This is a genomic window from Enterobacter sp. BIDMC93 (genome assembly GCF_001037805.1).
GTDB classification, from domain to species: Bacteria; Pseudomonadota; Gammaproteobacteria; order Enterobacterales; family Enterobacteriaceae; genus Enterobacter; species Enterobacter hormaechei_C.
This window is the reverse complement of the sequence record NZ_KQ089962.1, coordinates 852916-873163: the sequence shown is the minus strand read 5'-3', so window position 1 is coordinate 873163 and position 20248 is coordinate 852916. Positions and strand designations below refer to the sequence as shown.

25 protein-coding genes are annotated in these 20248 nt (G+C 55.4%); 4 read left to right on the top strand and 21 right to left on the bottom strand.

Going from position 1 to position 20248, the window contains the following annotated elements; translation table 11 throughout:
• The first annotated feature begins 230 nt into the window (after positions 1-230).
• Entirely contained in the window at positions 231-704 is a 474-nt protein-coding gene (locus tag SK58_RS04055; protein ID WP_048219418.1) for a prepilin peptidase, read from the top strand.
• Here the strand turns inward: SK58_RS04055 and bfr are convergent.
• From bfr to fkpA, 11 genes are all read right to left on the bottom strand, one after another.
• Positions 688-1164 (bottom strand): bacterioferritin, encoded by a 477-nt coding sequence (gene bfr, locus SK58_RS04050; RefSeq protein ID WP_003863270.1) that lies wholly within the window; start codon positions 1162-1164, stop codon positions 688-690. The two genes, SK58_RS04055 and bfr, sit on opposite strands and share 17 nt — an antisense overlap.
• 72 nt (positions 1165-1236) lie before the next feature.
• Positions 1237-1431 carry a bacterioferritin-associated ferredoxin gene (gene bfd, locus SK58_RS04045; protein ID WP_003863268.1) on the bottom strand — a complete coding sequence of 65 codons (195 nt, stop codon included), beginning with the start codon at positions 1429-1431 and terminating at the stop codon, positions 1237-1239.
• A gap of 178 nt (positions 1432-1609) precedes the next feature.
• A complete protein-coding gene (tuf, locus tag SK58_RS04040; protein ID WP_022651945.1) occupies positions 1610-2794 on the bottom strand; it encodes an elongation factor Tu in 1185 nt (394 codons plus the stop codon).
• Positions 2795-2863: 69 nt separating this feature from the next.
• Positions 2864-4978: an elongation factor G gene (gene fusA / locus SK58_RS04035; protein ID WP_006812195.1), complete on the bottom strand. Its 2115-nt coding sequence runs from the start codon at positions 4976-4978 to the stop codon at positions 2864-2866.
• A gap of 96 nt (positions 4979-5074) precedes the next feature.
• Entirely contained in the window at positions 5075-5545 is a 471-nt protein-coding gene (gene rpsG, locus SK58_RS04030) for a 30S ribosomal protein S7 (RefSeq protein ID WP_003861706.1), read from the bottom strand.
• A 96-nt stretch (positions 5546-5641) separates the two neighbouring features.
• The gene (rpsL, locus tag SK58_RS04025; RefSeq protein WP_000246815.1) at positions 5642-6016 is read right to left on the bottom strand and encodes a 30S ribosomal protein S12; all 375 of its coding nucleotides are present in this window, start codon (positions 6014-6016) and stop codon (positions 5642-5644) included.
• Between the two features lie 124 nt (positions 6017-6140).
• Entirely contained in the window at positions 6141-6428 is a 288-nt protein-coding gene (gene tusB / locus SK58_RS04020) for a sulfurtransferase complex subunit TusB (RefSeq protein WP_015571409.1), read from the bottom strand.
• Positions 6429-6435: 7 nt separating this feature from the next.
• The gene (gene tusC / locus SK58_RS04015) at positions 6436-6795 is read right to left on the bottom strand and encodes a sulfurtransferase complex subunit TusC (RefSeq protein WP_003861700.1); all 360 of its coding nucleotides are present in this window, start codon (positions 6793-6795) and stop codon (positions 6436-6438) included.
• The gene (gene tusD, locus SK58_RS04010) at positions 6795-7181 is read right to left on the bottom strand and encodes a sulfurtransferase complex subunit TusD (RefSeq protein WP_003861699.1); all 387 of its coding nucleotides are present in this window, start codon (positions 7179-7181) and stop codon (positions 6795-6797) included. The genes tusC and tusD overlap by 1 nt, the downstream gene beginning before the upstream one ends.
• On the bottom strand, positions 7181-7903 hold the full coding sequence (locus SK58_RS04005) for a helix-turn-helix transcriptional regulator (RefSeq protein WP_003861697.1): 723 nt from the start codon (positions 7901-7903) through the stop codon (positions 7181-7183). The genes tusD and SK58_RS04005 overlap by 1 nt, the downstream gene beginning before the upstream one ends.
• A gap of 167 nt (positions 7904-8070) precedes the next feature.
• Positions 8071-8889 carry an FKBP-type peptidyl-prolyl cis-trans isomerase gene (gene fkpA / locus SK58_RS04000; protein ID WP_003861695.1) on the bottom strand — a complete coding sequence of 273 codons (819 nt, stop codon included), beginning with the start codon at positions 8887-8889 and terminating at the stop codon, positions 8071-8073.
• Positions 8890-9127: 238 nt separating this feature from the next.
• Here fkpA and SK58_RS03995 point away from each other — a divergent pair, with 238 nt between their 5' ends.
• Positions 9128-9346, top strand: a complete 219-nt coding sequence (locus SK58_RS03995) for a protein SlyX (protein ID WP_003861693.1) — start codon at positions 9128-9130, stop codon at positions 9344-9346.
• A gap of 51 nt (positions 9347-9397) precedes the next feature.
• On the opposite strand, the gene slyD is transcribed toward SK58_RS03995, so the two are convergent.
• From slyD to kefG, 4 genes are all read right to left on the bottom strand, one after another.
• Positions 9398-9988 (bottom strand): peptidylprolyl isomerase, encoded by a 591-nt coding sequence (slyD, locus tag SK58_RS03990; RefSeq protein WP_003861691.1) that lies wholly within the window; start codon positions 9986-9988, stop codon positions 9398-9400.
• Between the two features lie 94 nt (positions 9989-10082).
• Entirely contained in the window at positions 10083-10283 is a 201-nt protein-coding gene (locus SK58_RS03985) for a YheV family putative zinc ribbon protein (protein WP_003861689.1), read from the bottom strand.
• Positions 10284-10296: 13 nt separating this feature from the next.
• Complete coding sequence (gene kefB / locus SK58_RS03980) at positions 10297-12102, bottom strand: glutathione-regulated potassium-efflux system protein KefB (protein ID WP_032103994.1); 1806 nt, start codon at positions 12100-12102, stop codon at positions 10297-10299.
• Entirely contained in the window at positions 12102-12653 is a 552-nt protein-coding gene (gene kefG, locus SK58_RS03975; protein ID WP_003861686.1) for a glutathione-regulated potassium-efflux system ancillary protein KefG, read from the bottom strand. The genes kefB and kefG overlap by 1 nt, the downstream gene beginning before the upstream one ends.
• 132 nt (positions 12654-12785) lie before the next feature.
• On the opposite strand from kefG, the gene SK58_RS03970 reads away from it, so the two are divergent.
• Together SK58_RS03970 and SK58_RS03965 are read left to right on the top strand one after the other, a co-directional pair.
• Positions 12786-14690, top strand: a complete 1905-nt coding sequence (locus tag SK58_RS03970) for an ABC transporter ATP-binding protein (RefSeq protein WP_045333837.1) — start codon at positions 12786-12788, stop codon at positions 14688-14690.
• Between the two features lie 15 nt (positions 14691-14705).
• Positions 14706-15638: a LysR substrate-binding domain-containing protein gene (locus SK58_RS03965; RefSeq protein ID WP_015571415.1), complete on the top strand. Its 933-nt coding sequence runs from the start codon at positions 14706-14708 to the stop codon at positions 15636-15638.
• Positions 15639-15722: 84 nt separating this feature from the next.
• Here the strand turns inward: SK58_RS03965 and mdcH are convergent, their stop codons facing one another.
• From mdcH to mdcC, 6 genes are all read right to left on the bottom strand, one after another.
• A complete protein-coding gene (gene mdcH, locus SK58_RS03960; protein WP_048219416.1) occupies positions 15723-16619 on the bottom strand; it encodes a malonate decarboxylase subunit epsilon in 897 nt (298 codons plus the stop codon).
• Entirely contained in the window at positions 16619-17236 is a 618-nt protein-coding gene (locus tag SK58_RS03955) for a malonate decarboxylase holo-ACP synthase (RefSeq protein ID WP_045614221.1), read from the bottom strand. The genes mdcH and SK58_RS03955 overlap by 1 nt, the downstream gene beginning before the upstream one ends.
• 2 nt (positions 17237-17238) lie before the next feature.
• Positions 17239-18198, bottom strand: a complete 960-nt coding sequence (locus tag SK58_RS03950; protein WP_000222846.1) for an AEC family transporter — start codon at positions 18196-18198, stop codon at positions 17239-17241.
• 123 nt (positions 18199-18321) lie between these two features.
• Positions 18322-19122 carry a biotin-independent malonate decarboxylase subunit gamma gene (gene mdcE / locus SK58_RS03945; protein ID WP_032104009.1) on the bottom strand — a complete coding sequence of 267 codons (801 nt, stop codon included), beginning with the start codon at positions 19120-19122 and terminating at the stop codon, positions 18322-18324.
• Positions 19122-19955: a biotin-independent malonate decarboxylase subunit beta gene (locus SK58_RS03940; RefSeq protein WP_017384167.1), complete on the bottom strand. Its 834-nt coding sequence runs from the start codon at positions 19953-19955 to the stop codon at positions 19122-19124. The genes mdcE and SK58_RS03940 overlap by 1 nt, the downstream gene beginning before the upstream one ends.
• Entirely contained in the window at positions 19948-20247 is a 300-nt protein-coding gene (mdcC, locus tag SK58_RS03935) for a malonate decarboxylase acyl carrier protein (RefSeq protein WP_000411786.1), read from the bottom strand. Before mdcC ends, SK58_RS03940 begins: the two co-directional genes overlap by 8 nt.
• Position 20248 lies beyond the last annotated feature (1 nt).

Sequence of the window (20248 nt, the reverse complement as noted above, 5' to 3'; positions counted from 1 at the left end):
GCCGTCAATTACGACAAGCCCGCGCATTATACGTAAATCAGAGAAAGACGCAAGTGCCGTTTAGAAATTAAGCGCCAAAGACGTACTATACGTAAGGCCGCGCAATTTTTTATGCAAAGTATCCCTTCTCAACTCTTTGTCTGAAGCCGCTACGCAATTGCTGTTTTTACACATTGCCGGGCATGCAGATTATTACGAGTATGCGCTCAAACCATTTTGAGGCTCTCGCTATGCTACTGTCCCTCCCCTTTCTGCTGATCTATTTTGCGTTATCGGCCTTGCTTGTTCGCACCGATATTCGCTCGGGGCTTCTTCCCGATAAATTTCTTTGCCCGCTGCTATGGACGGGCCTGCTCTACCAGCTTTGTCTCCATCCTGATTTTTTGCCGAGCGCGGTAGTGGGTGCGATGACAGGATATGCCGGATTCGCCATTATCTATTGGGGATACCGGCTCATCTGCCGACGTGAAGGGATGGGATATGGCGACATAAAATATCTGGCGGCGCTGGGGGCATGGCATGGCTGGTGTGTACTACCAATACTGGCATTAGTGGCCGCGTTAATGGCTCTGCTGTATCTGGTTGCTTTCTCGTTGTTTACCCCTGATAAGCAGGCATTAAAAAACCCACTGCCTTTTGGGCCATTTCTGGCGGCAGCGGGTTTATGCGTTGGCTGGGAAAGCCTGATTAACTTTCCACTTTGATCTGAGACTGAAGGTAGTTCTGTAGGCCAATTTTGCTAATGAGATCCAGTTCGGTCTCAAGCCAGTCGATGTGCCCTTCTTCATCGGCCAGGATCTGGATCATCATATCGCGGCTGACGTAGTCATGTACGCTGTCCGCATAGGCAATGGCTTCACGCAGATCTTTTGCACCCTCCAGCTCCAGCCGGAGATCAGAACGCAGCATCTCTTCGACATCTTCTCCGATGCCCAGTTTTCCGAGATCCTGTAGGTTAGGAATGCCTTCGAGGAATAAAATACGCTCAATGTATTTATCGGCGTGTTTCATTTCATCAATGGACTCATGGTATTCAACATCGTTGAGGCGAGTCAGTCCCCAGTTTTTAAACATTCTTGCATGGAGAAAATACTGATTGATTGCGACAAGCTCATTTCCCAATAATTTATTGAGATAACTTATGATTTTAACATCACCTTTCATTATATAGTCCCTCCGCTTCCACTCATTGAAGCGTAGATCGGGCTACGGGGATGTCAAAAAAAAGATAGAGGCTTACGCGATCTCTTTGAATTCCGGGATCTGCATCAGTTCGTCCTGCATGATCTCACGCGCTGCGCGAACGCATTTACCGCATTGATTTCCCACCGGAACAAACTTGCGAAGCTGCTGGAAAGATTGTGGTTGAAACTGGCGAACGGCCTGACGAATTTTTTTGTCGCTTACACCATTACATAAACAAACGTACATAAAGACTCCCGTTCAAAATATGCGCAAAGTGTAAGTGAGAATGGTTATGATTACAATAGCGCGGGCGTCGGAATACGTGGCGGGAGAAAGCAAAAAATGCGAATTTTTATGACAATGCCCCAACGGCAGAAAACAAAAAAGGACGCCGGAGCGTCCTTTTTATTTCAGGGATAATTAATTAGCCCAGAACTTTAGCAACAACGCCCGCGCCAACGGTACGGCCGCCTTCACGGATTGCGAAACGCAGACCGTCGTCCATCGCGATTGGGTGGATCAGCGTCACAACCATCTTGATGTTGTCGCCTGGCATTACCATCTCTACGCCTTCTGGCAGTTCGATGGTACCGGTCACGTCAGTTGTACGGAAGTAGAACTGTGGACGGTAGCCTTTGAAGAACGGAGTATGACGGCCGCCTTCGTCTTTGGACAGAATGTACACTTCAGATTCGAACTTGGTGTGTGGCTTGATTGAGCCTGGCTTCGCCAGAACCTGACCACGTTCGATTTCTTCACGTTTGATACCACGCAGCAGAACACCAACGTTCTCACCAGCACGGCCTTCGTCCAGCAGTTTGCGGAACATTTCAACGCCAGTACAGGTAGACTTCGCAGTCTCTTTGATACCAACGATTTCAACTTCTTCACCAACTTTGATGATACCGCGCTCTACACGACCGGTAACAACGGTACCACGACCGGAGATGGAGAATACGTCTTCGATTGGCAGCAGGAATGGCTTGTCAATCGCACGCTCTGGTTCTGGGATGTAAGAATCCAGGTAGCCAGCCAGTTCGATGATTTTCTCTTCCCACTCTGCTTCGCCTTCCAGCGCTTTCAGCGCGGAACCACGAACGATTGGAGTGTCGTCGCCTGGGAAATCGTACTGAGACAGCAGTTCACGAACTTCCATCTCTACCAGTTCCAGCAGCTCTTCGTCATCAACCATGTCGCATTTGTTCAGGAACACGATGATGTAAGGAACGCCTACCTGACGACCCAGCAGGATGTGCTCACGAGTCTGAGGCATAGGGCCGTCAGTCGCAGCAACAACCAGGATCGCGCCGTCCATCTGCGCAGCACCGGTGATCATGTTTTTAACATAGTCGGCGTGGCCTGGGCAGTCTACGTGTGCGTAGTGGCGAGTCGGGGTGTCATACTCAACGTGAGAAGTGTTGATGGTGATACCACGAGCTTTTTCTTCTGGTGCGTTATCGATCTGGTCGAAAGCACGAGCAGCACCGCCGTAGGTTTTAGCCAGTACGGTGGTGATTGCAGCAGTCAGGGTAGTTTTACCATGGTCAACGTGGCCGATAGTACCAACGTTGACGTGCGGTTTTGTACGTTCAAATTTTTCTTTAGACACGGCTATATTCCTTACTATAGTGCTCTCCCCTTCGGAGAGAGCACGGGACTTAGGTTTTAATCCTGTGGATTACTTACCACGGGCTTCGATAACGGCCTGAGCAACGTTGTTCGGCGCATCATCATACTTCAGGAATTCCATAGTGTATGATGCACGACCTTTGGTCAGAGAACGCAGCTGAGTTGCATATCCGAACATTTCAGACAGCGGAACTTCAGCGTGGATCTTAACGCCAGTTACTTCGGATTCCTGACCACGCAGCATACCGCGACGACGGCTCAAGTCACCGATAACGTCACCGGTGTTCTCTTCAGGAGTTTCTACTTCAACCTTCATGATCGGCTCAAGCAGAACTGGTTTTGCTTTCTTAAAGCCTTCTTTAAAGGCAATAGACGCAGCCAGTTTAAACGCCAGTTCAGAGGAGTCAACGTCGTGGTAAGAACCGAAGTGCAGACGAACACCCATGTCTACAACCGGGTAACCAGCCAGAGGACCAGCTTTCAGCTGCTCCTGGATGCCTTTATCAACGGCAGGGATGTATTCGCCAGGAATTACACCACCTTTGATGTCGTTGATGAACTCGTAACCTTTAGGGTTAGAGCCCGGCTCCAGTGGGTACATGTCGATCACAACGTGACCGTACTGACCGCGACCACCAGACTGCTTAGCGTGTTTACCTTCAACATCGGTAACTTTCGCGCGAATCGCTTCGCGGTAAGCAACCTGAGGTTTACCCACGTTCGCTTCAACGTTGAATTCACGCTTCATACGGTCAACGATGATGTCCAGGTGCAGTTCACCCATACCAGCGATGATGGTCTGGTTAGATTCTTCATCAGTCCATACGCGGAATGATGGGTCTTCTTTCGCCAGACGGCCCAGAGCCAGACCCATTTTTTCCTGGTCAGCTTTGGTTTTTGGTTCAACTGCGATGGAGATTACCGGCTCAGGGAATTCCATACGCTCCAGAATGATCGGGTGATCCGGGTCACACAGGGTGTCACCAGTGGTCACGTCTTTCAGACCGATAGCAGCAGCGATGTCGCCCGCACGAACTTCTTTGATCTCTTCACGTTTGTTAGCGTGCATCTGTACGATACGGCCAAAACGTTCACGCGCCGCTTTCACGGAGTTCAGGATGGTGTCACCGGAGTTAACCACACCAGAGTAAACGCGGAAGAAGGTCAAGTTACCCACGAATGGGTCGGTAGCAATTTTGAACGCCAGTGCAGAGAACGGCTCGTCATCACTTGCGTGACGCTCAGCCGGAGTATCTTTACCGTCGTCCAGGATGCCGTTGATCGCAGGAACGTCAACCGGGGATGGCAGGTAGTCAACTACCGCATCCAGCATCGCCTGAACACCTTTGTTCTTGAACGCAGAACCACAGGTTACCAGGATGATTTCGTTGTTCAGAACGCGCTGACGCAGAGCAGATTTGATCTCTTGCTCAGACAGTTCTTCACCACCCAGGTATTTCTCCATCAGCTCTTCAGAAGCTTCTGCTGCGGATTCGATCAGGTTCTGGTGCCATTCGTCAGCCAGGTCCTGCATCTCTGCCGGGATATCTTCGTATTCGAAGGTAACGCCCGCATCTGCTTCGTTCCAGTTGATGGCTTTCATTTTCACCAGGTCGATAACGCCGGTGAAACCTTCTTCAGCACCAATTGCCAGCTGAAGCGGAACAGGGTTCGCGCCCAGACGGGTTTTGATCTGGCCAACAACTTTCAGGAAGTTAGCACCCATACGGTCCATTTTGTTAACGAACGCGATGCGTGGAACTTTATATTTGTTTGCCTGACGCCATACGGTTTCAGACTGTGGCTGAACACCACCAACTGCGCAATAAACCATTACCGCGCCGTCAAGAACACGCATGGAACGTTCTACTTCGATGGTGAAGTCAACGTGCCCTGGGGTGTCGATGATGTTTACGCGATGCGGTTCGTACTGCTTAGCCATACCTGACCAGAATGCAGTAGTCGCTGCGGAGGTGATAGTAATACCACGCTCCTGCTCCTGTTCCATCCAGTCCATGGTGGCTGCGCCGTCATGAACTTCACCGATTTTATGGTTTACACCGGTGTAGAACAGAATACGTTCGGTAGTAGTGGTTTTACCGGCGTCGATGTGCGCACTGATACCGATGTTACGGTAGCGTGCGATGGGTGTTGTACGAGCCATTTGATTCCTCGTTTATATCTTTAGGCGTTCAGTTAAGTTACCCAGAGCGGGCGGCTTCTCTGAAGCGCCCGCCTGGTGACTACGACTCCGAAGGGATTACCAACGGTAGTGTGCGAACGCCTTGTTGGCTTCTGCCATACGGTGAACGTCTTCACGTTTCTTAACTGCGGTACCTTTGTTTTCCGCAGCATCAGAAAGTTCGTTCGCCAGACGCAGAGCCATGGATTTATCACCGCGTTTACGAGCAGCTTCAACGATCCAACGCATTGCCAGAGCATTACGACGAACCGGACGAACTTCAACTGGAACCTGATAAGTAGAACCACCAACGCGGCGAGACTTAACTTCTACAGTCGGGCGCACGTTGTCGAGAGCGACTTCGAAGGCTTCCAGTTCATTTTTACCAGAACGCTGAGCCAGGGTCTCCAGCGCGCTGTATACGATTGCTTCTGCGGTAGATTTTTTACCATCTACCATCAGGATATTTACAAATTTTGCCAGCAGTTCTGATCCGAATTTCGGATCTGGAAGAATTTTACGCTGACCAATGACGCGACGACGTGGCATGGGATTACTCCGTTGTTAATTCAGGATTGTCCAAAACTCTACGAGTTTAGTTTGACATTAAGATAAATCAGTTTGGCCTTACTTAACGGAGAACCATTAAGCCTTAGGACGCTTCACGCCGTACTTGGAGCGAGCCTGCTTACGGTCTTTAACACCTGAGCAGTCCAGCGCACCACGAACGGTGTGGTAACGAACACCCGGAAGGTCTTTAACACGACCGCCACGGATCAGGATCACGGAGTGCTCCTGAAGGTTGTGACCTTCACCACCGATGTAGGAAGTCACTTCGAAACCGTTAGTCAAACGCACACGGCATACTTTACGCAGTGCGGAGTTTGGTTTTTTAGGAGTGGTGGTATATACACGAGTACATACGCCACGTTTCTGCGGGCAGGCTTCCAGCGCAGGCACGTTGCTTTTTGCAACTTTGCGTGCACGTGGTTTGCGTACCAGCTGGTTAACTGTTGCCATTAAATAGCTCCTGGTTTTAGCTTTTGCTTCGTAAACACGTAATAAAACGACCTCATACAATATGAGGACGCGAAATTTTAGGGCTACGTCGAAAAGGTGTCAAGAAATATACAGCGATCTCAAATCACCAGTTCATTTGACTGGCGTGCGTCACAGTAAGATTGACGAAATCAGTATAGCCAACCACGTCAATTTTGGCTGAAATTTGACCAGAAAGACCCCGCGCATCCAGATCCTCTTTCAGCGCAGAGACTGTTATGGGGGCATTAGCGAGGATTTCAACAAAACGGCTGCCTTCAAGCGCCGCAAGCACGCCATCCTGAATCAGCAGCAGATCATCACCTTCGCGCAGCATGCTCAGTAACGTGTCGATATCGCATTGCCACGGTGAACGGCTCAGGGTATGGAGCATGACAGCCTCAGAAAGTCAGAACGGTATCGTAGTGAGAGAGTTGTTCGCGCAGCGCAGCAGATGTCAGGATCGTCACGTCCAGCACGAACGGTGTTTTCTCGTTTAACCCACGCGCGGCCAGCGAGTCGGCGCACACATAGAAGGTTTCAATGTCATAGAGCGGCAGAACTTTAAAGGTCGCAATGTAGTCGCGCGCAAGAATGGCCTGCGGTTGTTGGCCTGCCAGAAGCTGGAATACGCCATCGCCTAAAAAGAAGACGCCGATATCTTCGGTTAAAGCCGATGTCGCGAGCAATGCATCCAGCCCTTCCCGGCCTGAAGCGCTGCCATGCGGCGCAGAAGTAAAAACAAACGCTACGCGCTTCATCAAAATTGCACCACTCTGTCGCAGGTCAACGCCGCCTGTGCCAGGGCACCCAGTCCGCTGAGCGAAAAGCCCGGTTGCAGGTTAGCCCCCGCCAGACCAAGGCGTTCGGCTTCGGTCGCATCCGTCACGCCGCGACGCAGTGCCGCCGCGACGCAGATATGCAGGTCAACGCCCTGCGTTTCGTTTAATTTTTGCCAGGCGCGCACGAGGTCAAACTCATCGCTCGCCGGAGACGTAAACTGGTTCGCGTTATATACGCCTTCGCGATAAAAGAAGACGCTTGCCAGTTCATGACCGGCATCAAGCAGCGCATGGGCAAACTGTAGCGCGCTGCTGGCCTGCTGGGTACCGTACGCCGGGCCCGTCACCATTAACGCAAAACGCATTACTTGTCTTGTCCCAGGAAGTCGCCGCTTTTGAACTGGCGAATATAGAGGTAAACCGTGTGTTTGGAGATATTCAGGCGATCGGCCACCTGGTTGATGGCATCTTTGATATCAAAAATCCCTTTCTCATAGAGGTTCAGGACGATCTGACGATTCTTGGCGTTGTTGGATACGTTGCGATCGGCATTCACCTCTTCAATGGTGAACTCCAGCGTCTGGGTCACGAGATCCTCAACCGAAGAAGCAAAGTTCACCGATGAGCCCACGTCCGGCGTTTCTGGCGGGATGAAGGTGCTCATGATTTGCGAGAATGGCACATCAAGGTTCATGTTGATGCACAGCAAACCGATTACCCGGTGTTCGCGATTTCGAATCGCGATCGTTTCTGATTTCATCAGCACGCCACTTTTGGCGCGGGTGAAATAGCATTTTGAGACGCTGCTGTCCGCGCCGGTCATGTCATGCAACATACGCAATGCAAGGTCGGTGATTGGCGAACCAATTTTACGGCCAGTGTGCTCACCATTCGCAATGCGGATAGCGGAACACTTAAGATCTTGCAGGGAATGCAATACGATTTCGCAGTGGGAACCAATGAGCATCGCTAACCCGTCCACTACCGCTTCGTAGGATTTCAGAATATCGAAGTCGGTCTGGTCAAATGGACGTTGATCCAGCAAATCAAGTTCACTGGTTTCGTTGGTTAAAAGCGACCTGGACATGAAAAAAACACTCCTTTTCAGGAGCCTGTCGTTAGGTTTTCAGGGCAGGCTCATTATCTACACGGACAACTAAATTAATACAGCGTGTATAACGCTTTCCAGTGTTAATTATATCTGCCCCACAATAAAAAAACCGCCGCCTGTAAAGGCGGCGGTTTTTTTCAGCATTACTTCTTAGCTGCTGCGGCTTTGTCGTCAGCCGGTGCGTCTGTTTTCGCATCCGCTTTCGGCGCCGGTTTGATGTCCAGCAGTTCTACATCAAATACCAGCGTGGAGTTAGCCGGGATACCCGGAACGCCGGTTTTGCCGTAAGCCAGATCCGGTGGGATGACCAGCTTGATTTTACCGCCTTTCTTGATGTTCTTCAGGCCTTCGGTCCAGCCCGGGATCACACCATCCAGACGGAAGGAGAGAGGCTCACCGCGGGTATAAGAGTTATCGAACTCTTTACCGTCGATCAGCGTACCTTTATAGTTCACCACAACGGTGTCGCTGTCTTTAGGCGCGTCGCCGGTACCTTCTTTCTCAACTTTATAGATCAGGCCAGTAGAAGACGTTTTAACGCCTTTCTCTTTAGCGAACTTGTCGCGGTAGGCTTTGCCTTTCGCTTCGTTATCTTTAGCGTCTGCTTCCATCTTGGTCTGAGCGGCGCCTTTCACGCGCGCTTCAAACGCTTGCAGAGTCTGCTCGATTTCCTGGTCAGACAGTTTGCTCTTGTCTGCGAACGCATCCTGAACCCCTGCGATCAGCTGGTTTTTGTCCAGTTTGATGCCCAGTTTCTCTTGTTCTTTCAGAGAGTTTTCCATGTAACGACCCAGAGACGCGCCAAGTGCGTAGGCGGATTTCTGGTCGTCATTTTTGAATGCCGCTTTGCTGTCTGTAGTCGCAGCAGGCTTCGCAGCAGTATCAGCAGCGAAAGACAGCGGCGCATTGAGCGCTACAGCCATAGTGGTCGCCAGCAGCGTAACTTTAAACAGTGATTTCATCCATATCTCCAGGACCTGAGGTCTCTCACCCCAGTGTTAAACGTAAATGAGTGACGTACTATAAAACGTTGCGGAAGAAATCTACAGACAGACTCCCCCGAATGTCGCTTCTTTTCAGACTATTTTTGTTTAAATAAGTTTCTTGTCAGGGAGATGGATACTGTACTTAAGGAAAAAGTCAGCTAAACTTCGCCGCCGCTGGTCCATTATGGCGAATGAGAGATAAACGAGGTGAATGATGAAGGATACAACGATCGAAGCGAGACTGGCTGAGCTGGAAAGCCGCCTGGCTTTTCAGGACATCACCATCGAAGAACTGAATCAGACCGTGACGGCCCATGAGCTTGAAATGGCAAAACTGCGCGATCACATGCGCCTGCTGACGGAAAAGCTGAAGGCCACACAGCCGTCAAACATTGCCTCTCAGTCAGAAGAGACGCCACCACCTCATTATTGAGGCGTAAAAAAAGCGGGATTATCCCGCTTTTTTATTTTCCGGAGTACGGAATCAGTGGCAACCGCAGCCGCCGTTACCGCAACCACCTTTACCGTGGCCGTGGTCATGACCATGGTCGTGGCCGTGACCACCGCAGCAGCCGTCGTGGCCGTGATCGTGGTCATGATCGTGACCGTGCGCACCGTGAACGTGGCCATGAGCCAGCTCTTCTTCGGTCGCTTCACGGATCGCAACAACTTCTACGTTGAACTTCAGGTTCTGACCCGCCAGCATGTGGTTGCCGTCAACCACAACGTGGTCGTCTTCAACTTCAGTGATTTCAACCGGCACCGGACCCTGGTCAGTTTCCGCCAGGAAGCGCATGCCAACCTGCAACTCGTCAACGCCCATGAATACGTCTTTAGGAACGCGCTGAACCAGGTTGTCATCATACTGACCGTAAGCGTCGTTCGCGCCTACAGCAACGTCGAATTTGTCGCCAACTTCATGGCCTTCCAGCGCCGTTTCCAGGCCGGAAATCAGGGAACCGTGACCATGCAGGTAGTCCAGCGGCGCACTCACCGGAGACTCATCAACCAACACACCGTCTTCTGTACGTACCTGATAGGCCAGGCTGACCACCAGGTCTTTTGCTACTTTCATGATATCTCCTGAGCGTGGGAAAATTGCTGGCGCAGATTGTAGCGGAAATCTGCACCCGTGTACCCTTAAGCTTAAAAAAACTCAGAGCATATCGCTAGTCTGGATGAAAAATGCCGATCACTTGCTCTTCTTTGCGAACGTGATCGCGGGCTTCTTTATCGGCCTCACGCATCTGGTGACCGCACTTAACACATTCAACGATATCGATATTATTTTCACGCCACATGGCCAGTGTATCTTGCGCCTGGCAGGATGGGCATTTTGCGCCCGCGATAAAGCGTTTACGTACAGCCATCTTTCGTTACCCTTTATTCAAATTCATCCCAGCCGTCGAGCTGGCGTCGTTCCTGTTGCATCTCACGCTGGAAGATCTCCTCCAGTTCGCGACGCGCTTCCCGCACGCGGGAGATCTGCGCCGTGTCGCTGTGCACGGGCATCAGTTCACGCAGCATTCGCATATCCAGCCGGCGGAAATGCATCTGGGCGCGTTGCGCCTGGTGAGGATGCATACCCAGCGAAACCAGCGCCTTGCGTCCCAGCTCCAGCGCGCTGGAGAAGGTTTCGCGGGAGAAGTGTTTCACACCCGCCTGCAAAAGTTCGTGAGCCTCCACACGTCCACGCGCACGCGCCAGAATATGCAGATGCGGGAAATGCTGCTGGCACAGCTCCACCAGCTTCATCGTGTCTTCCGGATCGTTGCAGGTGATGACGATGGACTCCGCAGCCTCTGCCCCCGCCGAGCGCAACAGCTCAAGCTGCGTCGCATCGCCGTAGTACACCTTATAACCATATTTGCGCATCAGGTTGACGGCGCTGATATCGCGCTCCAGCACCGTAATGCGCATTTTATTCGCCATCAACAGGCGACCAATCACCTGTCCGAAGCGACCAAAGCCCACGACGATCACCTGCGGTTTATCATCTTCCACCCACGGCGCTTCGTCTTCATCGTCTGCGGGATTCAGGCGGCGCGACAGCAGTTTGTCCACCAGCTTCATCAGCAGCGGGGTGGTCATCATCGACAGCGTAACCGTCACCAGCAGCAGCGCCATCTGGTCATCTTTGAACAGCTTCTGAGACGACGCCGTGGAAAACAGCACAAACGCAAATTCTCCACCCTGGCTTAACACGCTGGAAAACTGCATTCTTTCCGAGCTGCGCAGCCCGTAAATCCTCGCGAGGAGATACAGCACCAGCGTTTTGACCGCCACCAGCACGGCGACACTCGCAATAACCCACAGCAGATGGGTATAGAGCACGCCAAGATTAAGCGCCATACCCACCGAGATAAAGAACAGCCCTAACAGCAGCCCCTTAAACGGATCGATGGCGGTCTCCAGCTCGTGGCGGTACTCGCTTTCCGCAAGCAGCACCCCGGCGATAAACGTCCCAAGCGCCATCGACAGCCCCAGCGCATCCATAAACAGCGCTGAGCCAAGCACCAGCAGCAGCGTTGCGGCGGTGAATACCTCGCGCACGCCGGATGCGGCAATAAACCGGAACACCGGACGCAGTAAAAACCGTCCGCCGATCAGCATCCCCGCGAAGGCCAGCACCTTCATGGAGATCTTCATCCAGTCGAAATGATCGTCTCCGGAGCCCGCCAGCAGCGGCACCAGCGCCAGCGCCGGGATCACCGCTAAATCCTGGAACAGCAGCACCGAAAAACCCAGTTGCCCCGCCTCGTTGCGGTTCATCCCTTTGTCGCGCATCAGCTGAAGCGCCATCGCCGTCGACGACATCGCAAGACCGATCCCGCCAATCACCGCGGCCTGCCAGGAAAACTGCGTCAACATCAGCAGTCCCGCGAGAATGGCCGCGCTGAGTAACACCTGCGCCGCCCCGACGCCAAAAATAGATTGCCGCAGTTGCCACAGCTTGGCGGGGTTCAGCTCCAGCCCGATGATAAACATCAGGAAGACCACGCCCAGCTCGGAGAAGTGGAGAATTTCATCCACATCGCTGATAAACCCAAGCCCCCAGGGGCCAATGGCGATCCCCGCCAGCAAATAGCCCAGCACCGCGCCAATGCCGAGACGCGCGGCAAGCGGTACCGCGACGACGGCGGCAAACAAAAACAGCACCCCGGCAAGGAGTAAATTCGAACCGTCCATTAGCGTCCTCCCGCCGGAATCGGTGACGCCAGCCATTCGCCATAGGCCCTGGCATGGCTCGCCAGTGCTTTCGGATCCTGTCGCCGTGCCCAGTAGATAATAATCGGGCTCATCCAGTGCATACGGCACATCGCCGCCGTCAGCTCAAACGGCCGCAGAATGTCGCTCATGGGGTAACGGTTCAGCCCGTCGTGACGGTAAGCGCTTTCCGGCTCACCGGTGGTAATGACACTCCGCCAGTACTTTCCCGCCAGCTGGTTGCCCCCCACCCCGCTGGAGAAGCCCCGGCTCAGCACGCGGTCCAGCCACTCTTTGAGCAGCGCCGGACAACTGTAGGTATAAAGCGGATGCTGGAACACAATCACGTCGTGCTGACGCAGCAGTTCCTGCTCGTAAGGAATATCGATAAAAAAATCAGGATAGTGCGCGTAGAGATCGTGCACCGTTACGTTACTGAGCTGTGTGGCCGGCTTAAGCAGCACCCGGTTCGCCACCGAGTCCTGTGATTCCGGATGGGCATACAGCAGCAGCACTTTCGCTGTCTGAGACATCACTCCCCTCCCGGTTCTGTTTTTGTGTATTGTTGTCGTTTTGGGCTACCATGGCGGCCCGGTGGGGAAAATGGCCCACACCTTACATTATCATAATGACAAATTAACATAGTCGGAACATACGGCGCTTCTATGATTGTTTTCTCCTCGTTACAAATTCGTCGCGGCGTGCGCGTCCTGCTGGATAACGCGACTGCTACCATCAACCCGGGCCAGAAAGTGGGGCTGGTCGGCAAAAACGGCTGCGGTAAATCCACCCTGCTGGCGCTGCTGAAAAACGAGATAAGCGCGGATGGCGGTAACTTTACCTTCCCGGGCAACTGGCAGCTCGCCTGGGTGAACCAGGAGACGCCCGCGCTGAGCGAACCCGCGCTCGACTATGTTATCGACGGCGACCGTGAATACCGCAAGCTCGAAGCGGAGCTCAACGCCGCCAACGAACGCAACGACGGCCACGCCATCGCCACCGTCCACGGCAAGCTGGACGCCATCGATGCCTGGACCATTCGCTCCCGTGCCTCCAGCCTGCTGCACGGTCTGGGTTTCAGCAACGAACAGCTTGAACGCCCGGTGAGCGATTTCTCGGGCGGCTGGCGCATGCGCCTTAACCTGGCCCAGGCGCTGATCTGCCGCTCCGACCTTTTGCTGCTCGATGAACCCACCAACCACCTCGATCTTGATGCGGTTATTTGGCTGGAGAAGTGGCTCAAGAGCTATCAGGGCACTCTGATTCTGATCTCCCACGATCGCGACTTCCTCGATCCGGTAGTGGATAAAATCATTCATATCGAACAGCAAAGCATGTTCGAATACACCGGCAACTACAGCTCTTTCGAGCGCCAGCGCGCGACGCGCCTTGCCCAGCAGCAGGCGATGTATGAAAGCCAGCAGCAGCGCGTGGCGCACCTGCAAAGCTTTGTGGATCGCTTCAAGGCCAAGGCGTCAAAAGCCAAGCAGGCGCAGAGCCGCATCAAGATGCTGGAACGCATGGAGATGATCGCCCCGGCGCACGTGGATAACCCGTTCCACTTCAGCTTCCGCGAGCCGGAGAGCCTGCCGAACCCGCTGCTGAAAATGGAAAAAGTGAGCGCGGGCTATGGCGATCGCATTATCCTCGACTCTATCAAGCTCAACCTGGTGCCAGGTTCACGCATTGGTCTGCTGGGACGTAACGGCGCCGGTAAATCGACGCTGATCAAGCTGCTGGCGGGCGAGCTTAACCCGGTCAGCGGCGAAATCGGCCTGGCGAAAGGCATCAAGCTTGGTTACTTCGCCCAGCATCAGCTGGAATTTTTACGCGCGGATGAATCGCCGATCCAGCACCTGGCGCGCCTGGCGCCTCAGGAGATGGAGCAAAAGCTGCGCGACTACCTCGGCGGCTTTGGCTTCCAGGGCGATAAGGTGACGGAAAACACCGAGCGCTTCTCCGGGGGCGAAAAAGCCCGTCTGGTGCTGGCGCTGATCGTCTGGCAGCGCCCGAACCTGCTGCTGCTTGATGAACCGACCAACCACCTCGATCTCGACATGCGCCAGGCGCTGACCGAAGCGCTGATAGAGTTCGAAGGGGCGCTGGTTGTCGTATCGCACGACCGCCACCTGATCCGCTCCACCACCGACGATCTCTACCTGGTGCACGGCGGCAAAGTGGAGCCGTTCGACGGCGATCTGGAAGATTATCAGCAGTGGCTGACGGACGTGCAGAAGCAGGAAAACCAGCCGGAAGAGTCAGCGAAAGACAACGCCAACAGCGCCCAGGCGCGTAAAGATCAGAAGCGCCGTGAAGCGGAACTGCGCACCCAGACGCAGCCGCTGCGTAAAGAGATTGCCCGTCTCGAAAAAGAGATGGAAAAGCTCAACGCCACGCTTGCTGCCGTCGAAGAGAAGCTGGGCGACAGCGAACTGTACGATCAGAGCCGCAAAGCGGAGCTGACGGACTGTCTGCAAACTCAGGCGAAAGCCAAATCCAGCCTCGAAGAGTGCGAAATGGCATGGCTGGACGCGCAGGAACAGCTGGAAGCGATGCTGCAAGCCGACTAACACGCCGGGAGGGTTATGGGCTTCGATACCACGAGCGAGATTACATTCCGTAAGCTCAGCATCTTCATGACGTTCATGGAGAAGGGCAATATCGCACGTACCGCCGAAACGCTCGGCCTGAGCGGTGTCAGCGTGCACCGCGCGCTGCATACCCTCGAAGAGAACGTCCGCTGCCCGCTCTTTGCTCACAAAGGGCGTAACCTGATTGCCCTCCCCTCCGCGTGGACGCTGCTGGAGTATTGTCAGGAGGTGATGCAGGTGATGGAGCGCGGGCTGGAAGAATCCCGCAAAATTGCCGGAATCGGCCAGGGGCGGCTGCGCGTGGGCACGCTCTACTCCCTGACGCTGGAAACCGTGCCGCGCCTGATTATGGGCATGAAGCTGCGCCGTCCGGATCTGGAGATGGATCTGACGATGGGCTCCAACGACACCCTGCTGCACATGCTGGATGAAGGCTCGCTGGACGCGATTCTTATCTCCATCTCCGAAAGCGATATCGATCGCAACAGCCTTGAGGTTCTGCCGCTGTTCCATGACGATATCTTCCTTGCCGCACCGGCTTCCGCCACGCTAAATACCCACGGGCCAGCGGATCTCCGCGATTATAAAGATCAGAAATTTGTCGCGCTTGCAGAAGGCTTTGCGACCTACGCCGGGTTCCAGGAAGCGTTCCATATCGCCGGGTTTGAACCAGAGATTGTTACCCGGGTGAACGACATTTTCTCAATGCTCAGCCTGGTGCAGGCGGGCGTCGGCTTTACGCTGATGCCGGGAAGGATGAAGAAGGTCTACGAGAATTCCGTGCAACTGTTGAAGCTGGCGGAGCCGTACCAGATGCAGCAGCTGATCGCGATTGTCTTTGCCCGCAACCGCGAGCAGGATCCGAGCCTGCGCGCGCTGGCCGCCGAAGGGCGGATGTATGCCAGAAGTTTGCAGGATAGTGCCTGATGTTATTGCCCGGTGGCGCTACGCTTACCGGGCCTACAATCCGGGAGTAGGCCCGGTAAGGCGCAGCCGCCACCGGGCAAAAAGTCACCGCTGAAGCCGACCCGCCAGATGAACCGCCACGTCCACCCCGCTGCGCTCCAGCGAAATGGATTCACCTTCCCACGCCGCCTGCCGCGTCAGACAGGTCAGGATGCCCCCTGGCGGCATCTCAATCGCCAGCCGCGCTTCACGCTCGTTAGCGGAAATCACCGCCTCCTGCCAGCGCACGGTTCGCGCCATATTCATCGCCAGATCGTCGGCAATTTTCTCCGGCTGCCAGAGCACGCGTCCGGTACTGCCGCTCAGGTACGCACAGCGCGGACGTGAAAGCGTGACCGAATTAAATGCTGCCACCAGCTTCTGCGCCGGTTCCGCCAGCAGTTCACAGTGCGACGGTACGCTCACCGCCAGCCGCTTAGCCTTGCTCGCGCCTTTTGCCAGGGCGCGCTCCGCCACCTGCGCCATGCCGTCATCGGTTCCGGCAATCACGATCTGCGTTTCGGCGTTCAGGTTAGCAATATAGGTTCCTGTCCCCTGAAGCAGGTTTTCCACCTGGGGCAGGGTCAACCCCATAATCGCCGTCAGGCCGTAGCCGTGCGGGTATGCCTGCTCCATCAGATCGCCGCGCAACGCCACCAGCTTCAGCGCGTCCGTAAAGTCCAGCGCACCGGCGATAACCGCCGCAGGATAAGCGCCAATGGACAGCCCGCTGACGATATCCGGCGACACGCCGCGACGTTCCAGCTCGCGCGCCCACGCCACGCCGGCAATCAACAGCGAAAGCTGAACCGCACGGGTGTGGGTTAACGAGGATGCGCTGTCCAGGGTATCAACTTCCGCCCCCAGCACAGCACGGGCCTGCTCCAGCTCCGTTCCCGGCAGGTTTTGCAGCATACCTTCATGCTGTGTGCCCTGCCCCGGAAAGGTAAACAGTATTTTCATTACTCCTCCCTGTGCCATGGATCCGCCACCAGGCGCGGTCCACATTGCGTTTTTAGCAGCGTTTTGCCGTCGCGTAACCATTCCGCCAGCGCGAATCCGCCCTCGGGCGTGTCCACCTGCGTATCCGCCCGGCACAACGCACGGCTGAGCTGAGCCTGCCAGCCAGTAAACGCCTCAGGGGAAACGGCACGCGGGGCGCGGATGAGCAGATCGAGATCGCTGTCGGCGTGGATCACCGGAATGCCGGTCGCCAGCGCGTAACCCGTACTGCCGGTTATCCCCCACGTCCACGTCCACGACTGCTGCGCAAGCTGAAGCGCCACCTGAACCGGCGGCTGAGTGATAAACGGCGAACGCAGCAGGTCGGCGGCAACGCTCAAATCTTCGGGCGACACCACGCGCAACACGTTCTCAGGCTTCACCCATCCGGCCGCCCGCTGGTCGCGGCGCAATCCGCGCACGCCAACGGGAATACGGCCTTCATTATCAACATCACGCCGCACCACTACCGGTAGTCCGGTATGCCAGGCCGCGTCCACCCAGGATTCGGTAACCCCTTCCAGGGCGTCGCGCGCGGTAAGCCAGATGAGGTCGTGTGGGCGTAATGTTGTGGTCATGATTACATTCCTGAAGTCAGCGAGATAAACAGCGGCAGCGACAGGATACACAGTACGGAGCTCAACAGCAGCACGGCTTCAGCATCCGGCGACTGCACGCCAAAGCGGTTACCGAACACCACGCCAAAGAAGCCCGCGGACAGCGCAATCATCAGGATGGCGGTGATCGCCACGGAGCCGTGCAGACCGAAGATTAAAACGATACCCCAGGCGATCGCTGGCTGGATCAGCAGCTTGGCGATAGTGGAAGTGATCACCATGGTGTTGATCTGAAGTTTACGCGCGGAGAGGATCACCCCGGTCAGGAACAGCGCCGCAGCGGTCGCAGACAGTCCCAGCGGTTTAATCGCCGCCAGTACCAGCTCCGGCATTTTGATGCCGATAGCGGACAGGATCACACCCAGCAGCGGGCCCATCACGATCGGTTTTTTAATGGAACGCCACATCAGCACCGGCAGCATGGAAAGCGTTGAACCCGAGTTATTGCCTTCGGCGCGGGCTTTCTCACGCTCCAGAATCAGCAGGCAGAACGGGGTCATCAACACTGAACCACAGGCGATGGAGACCGCCACGGACAGTGAGGTTGAAGGGCCTTCGCCCAGCACGCTGCCCAGAATCGGCAGGCCAAGCGCCGCGTAGTTTGGCAGGGCGACGGTAAGCGTCAGCACGGCCGCATCCTGCGGGGATTTTTTAAACACTTTCGTCGCGAGGAAGTAGATGACCGCATAGGTGATCCACATCGCCAGGGTGAGCACCAGGATCAGCGGCGACTGCGCCACGATGCCGGTCCACGGGGTTTGCACGGTGGCGCTGAACAGCGCAGCCGGGAGTGCAAAATCCATCACGAAGATATTCAGCAGGGAAACATTTTTGTTATCGACCATCTTTGCCTTACCGGCCCAGAATCCCAGCAGCATGATGACGAAAATCGGTGCAAGAGCATGAACAATTACGTAAGTCATAAATCACCTGTAGTAAAAAAGTTTAAGCACTGGCGCGATGTTTATTATTTTCAGGATGCAGGTTCCCGCGTGGACGCAACGGGCGCGCCCACGGGGTGATGCATCTGGCAGGTCTCTTTTTACTTACCAGCTGGCTCGCATACGTTCACGTACGAGCGCCGAGCTGCGGCGGTTGTCAGCACCCAGACGGTTTTTCAACGTGGTGTCCTGACGAGCGTCGCTGATGGCCTGTTGCAGGGTGGTTTTCACCCGCGTCAGATCGCTTTCGGTAGGGGCATCCGGATTGCTGATATCCAGCAGGTCGGAAAGCAGCCCCAGCGTGGCGTAGTTGCTGATGTCATACGCCATTGGCGGAATGGTTGCAGCCAGTTTTTCCAGCGCCTCAACGGTACGCAGCGTAATGCGCGCCGCAGACTCTTTGCCCATGGCATGGATCAGCACGCCTTTATCGTTGAAGGCAATCAGACGGTTAGCCTGGTAGCCGTGCGCCAGAAACGCGCCGGACATGGCCTTACCGACGATAAGACCAATCACCGGATGACCCGCCAGCCGCGCATTAGCGTAGGCGGCAGCGGCGCCGGCCAGCGCCTGGTGGATACCAAACGCCTCTTCGCGACGGCCATAGGCCTGGCTTGGGACGTCGATTACCGCCACAATCGGGCGCTTCACGGCTTTATCTGCGTCGGCGGCGACGGTTTCGCTGACCACTTTTGCCAGCGTCCATCCTTCCAGCAGGCCGACTTCACCCTGCGCCGCGCGCGGGAAGTGGTTGTTGGCGTCCGGCACCACGGCGACAAAACGCACCGTTTCACCGTTTAGCTCGCCGTCTGCGGCCTGCACGGACGGGCATAACCCCTCCAGACGTTTCGCGTTCGGGGCCAGAGTTTCCAGCCAGAGTTCGCCACGGCTAATTGAGTTAGTCATCATTTCACCTCCCGGGCAAAAAGCGCTTTAATCTGTTCGGCATCGGCCTGTTTGCGGGTGTCGAAATTCGTCAGACGGTTCAGGTAATCGTCGTAGTTATCGGTGCGATGTTTCGCCGGTACGCCTTTGGCGATGGCTTCGTTCATCGCGGCTTTCACCGCGTTCACGCCGTCGCCCACCAGCGCGTCCACCAGCCCGCTTTCAAAGCGTACTTCGCCGCCGGTCATGCTCCAGATAAACGGACGGTCGCGGGAGTCATACTCTTCAATGCCCGCTTCCTGCTCGATAACCTGCGGACCGTTGAGGCCGAGCCGCGCTTCGCGGGTCACAATCAGGTAGCTGCACAGCGCCGCGGCGATAGACATCCCACCGAAGCAGCCCACGGTCCCGGCGACAATCCCGACGACCGGGGTATAGCGACGCAGGTCAACGATCGCGGCGTGGATATCGGCAATCGCCGCCAGGCCGAGGTTGGCTTCCTGCAAACGTACGCCGCCGGTTTCGAGGCACAGCACCGCCTGAGTCGGAATGCCGTTGCGGTTATCTTCCGCCGCCAGCTCCAGCGCTGCCGCCATTTTGGCGCCGGACACTTCGCCCATGCTGCCGCCCTGGAAGGTGCCTTCAATCGCCACCACCACCGCAGGCTGGCCGTTGATGGTCCCTTTCGCGACCACCATGCCGTCATCGGCCTGAGGAACAATCCCCTGTGGCCCAAGCCACGGAGAGATAATGCCTTCAAACGGATCCAGCAGTTCGCGGTAGCTGCCGTCGTCGAGCAGCGCCTGCGCACGCTGGCGCGCTTTTAATTCGATAAAGCTGCTGTCATCACGCATGGTTCACCCCTTCAAAAACCTGTTCGATACGAATGCGTGCCACGCCCGGCGTCGCGCCGAAGTCGTGGATGGTCAGCTTACCTGCGGGCAGGCTGCTGACGGTTTGCAGGCGGTTGAACAATGCCTCCCAGCGCCCGCGGCTGTTGTCGACGGAGGTGGTGATATCAATGGTTAAGGTCTGGCCCGGTTCGGCGGTGAAAAGCACCTCCATATCCCCGGAACCGACGACCCCTGCCAGCGCCCTGCCGCTTACTTCGCGGCTGGCGGGCACGGTCAATGTGATTTTTTCCATA

What these genes read in the sequence shown, in the direction of transcription:
- mdcC (WP_000411786.1), bottom strand. Translation starts at nt 20,247, where the DNA reads ATGGAAAAAATCACATTGACCGTGCCCGCCAGCCGCGAAGTAAGCGGC.
- rpsG (WP_003861706.1), bottom strand. Translation starts at nt 5,545, where the DNA reads ATGCCACGTCGTCGCGTCATTGGTCAGCGTAAAATTCTTCCAGATCCG.
- mdcE (WP_032104009.1), bottom strand. Translation starts at nt 19,122, where the DNA reads ATGACTAACTCAATTAGCCGTGGCGAACTCTGGCTGGAAACTCTGGCC.
- SK58_RS03985 (WP_003861689.1), bottom strand. Translation starts at nt 10,283, where the DNA reads ATGGCTGTACGTAAACGCTTTATCGCGGGCGCAAAATGCCCATCCTGC.
- tusB (WP_015571409.1), bottom strand. Translation starts at nt 6,428, where the DNA reads ATGCTCCATACCCTGAGCCGTTCACCGTGGCAATGCGATATCGACACG.
- fkpA (WP_003861695.1), bottom strand. Translation starts at nt 8,889, where the DNA reads ATGAAATCACTGTTTAAAGTTACGCTGCTGGCGACCACTATGGCTGTA.
- SK58_RS03950 (WP_000222846.1), bottom strand. Translation starts at nt 18,198, where the DNA reads ATGACTTACGTAATTGTTCATGCTCTTGCACCGATTTTCGTCATCATG.
- SK58_RS04005 (WP_003861697.1), bottom strand. Translation starts at nt 7,903, where the DNA reads ATGTCCAGGTCGCTTTTAACCAACGAAACCAGTGAACTTGATTTGCTG.
- rpsL (WP_000246815.1), bottom strand. Translation starts at nt 6,016, where the DNA reads ATGGCAACAGTTAACCAGCTGGTACGCAAACCACGTGCACGCAAAGTT.
- tusC (WP_003861700.1), bottom strand. Translation starts at nt 6,795, where the DNA reads ATGAAGCGCGTAGCGTTTGTTTTTACTTCTGCGCCGCATGGCAGCGCT.
- SK58_RS03970 (WP_045333837.1), top strand. Translation starts at nt 12,786, where the DNA reads ATGATTGTTTTCTCCTCGTTACAAATTCGTCGCGGCGTGCGCGTCCTG.
- kefG (WP_003861686.1), bottom strand. Translation starts at nt 12,653, where the DNA reads ATGTCTCAGACAGCGAAAGTGCTGCTGCTGTATGCCCATCCGGAATCA.
- SK58_RS03940 (WP_017384167.1), bottom strand. Translation starts at nt 19,955, where the DNA reads ATGCGTGATGACAGCAGCTTTATCGAATTAAAAGCGCGCCAGCGTGCG.
- kefB (WP_032103994.1), bottom strand. Translation starts at nt 12,102, where the DNA reads ATGGACGGTTCGAATTTACTCCTTGCCGGGGTGCTGTTTTTGTTTGCC.
- mdcH (WP_048219416.1), bottom strand. Translation starts at nt 16,619, where the DNA reads ATGAAAATACTGTTTACCTTTCCGGGGCAGGGCACACAGCATGAAGGT.
- tusD (WP_003861699.1), bottom strand. Translation starts at nt 7,181, where the DNA reads ATGCGTTTTGCGTTAATGGTGACGGGCCCGGCGTACGGTACCCAGCAG.
- SK58_RS03965 (WP_015571415.1), top strand. Translation starts at nt 14,706, where the DNA reads ATGGGCTTCGATACCACGAGCGAGATTACATTCCGTAAGCTCAGCATC.
- fusA (WP_006812195.1), bottom strand. Translation starts at nt 4,978, where the DNA reads ATGGCTCGTACAACACCCATCGCACGCTACCGTAACATCGGTATCAGT.
- bfd (WP_003863268.1), bottom strand. Translation starts at nt 1,431, where the DNA reads ATGTACGTTTGTTTATGTAATGGTGTAAGCGACAAAAAAATTCGTCAG.
- bfr (WP_003863270.1), bottom strand. Translation starts at nt 1,164, where the DNA reads ATGAAAGGTGATGTTAAAATCATAAGTTATCTCAATAAATTATTGGGA.
- SK58_RS03995 (WP_003861693.1), top strand. Translation starts at nt 9,128, where the DNA reads ATGAAGGATACAACGATCGAAGCGAGACTGGCTGAGCTGGAAAGCCGC.
- slyD (WP_003861691.1), bottom strand. Translation starts at nt 9,988, where the DNA reads ATGAAAGTAGCAAAAGACCTGGTGGTCAGCCTGGCCTATCAGGTACGT.
- SK58_RS03955 (WP_045614221.1), bottom strand. Translation starts at nt 17,236, where the DNA reads ATGACCACAACATTACGCCCACACGACCTCATCTGGCTTACCGCGCGC.
- SK58_RS04055 (WP_048219418.1), top strand. Translation starts at nt 231, where the DNA reads ATGCTACTGTCCCTCCCCTTTCTGCTGATCTATTTTGCGTTATCGGCC.